Here is a 309-nt window from a genome sequence, read left to right as displayed (position 1 = left end):
GGTCACCCGGCGGACCGGGCCGAAGACCGGGACGACCGCCGTCACGGGGTACGGGCCGCCATCCAGCACGGGGCCGCCGCCCCCGCCGAAGAGGAACTCCGGGGCCGGGTGCCAGATGTCCCGCCCGCCGTACTGGCAGGCGCACGAGGCCGACCGGGGCCGGCCCACGCGGCCGCCCCGGAGGGCGGCGAGACCGGCCTGCAGCCCGGTCCCGGCGCTCGCGGCCGGTGCCGCCCCGCCGCGCCGGGCCGCGGCCTCCCCGCCGGACACGACCGCCCGGGGGGGCGTCCCGTCGTGCAGCGACCGGGC

1 pseudogene is annotated in these 309 nt (G+C 83.2%); it reads right to left on the bottom strand.

Annotated features, from left to right (window positions below):
- A pseudogene (locus V5O49_RS02030) lies at positions 1-309 on the bottom strand (gfo/Idh/MocA family oxidoreductase); the annotation flags it as partial.

Origin of the sequence: Isoptericola haloaureus (assembly GCF_036689775.1) — a bacterium.
In the GTDB taxonomy this organism is placed as follows: Bacteria; Actinomycetota; Actinomycetes; order Actinomycetales; family Cellulomonadaceae; genus Isoptericola; species Isoptericola haloaureus.
Note: the sequence above shows the minus strand (reverse complement) of the source record. Positions and strands in the feature narration are given on the sequence as shown.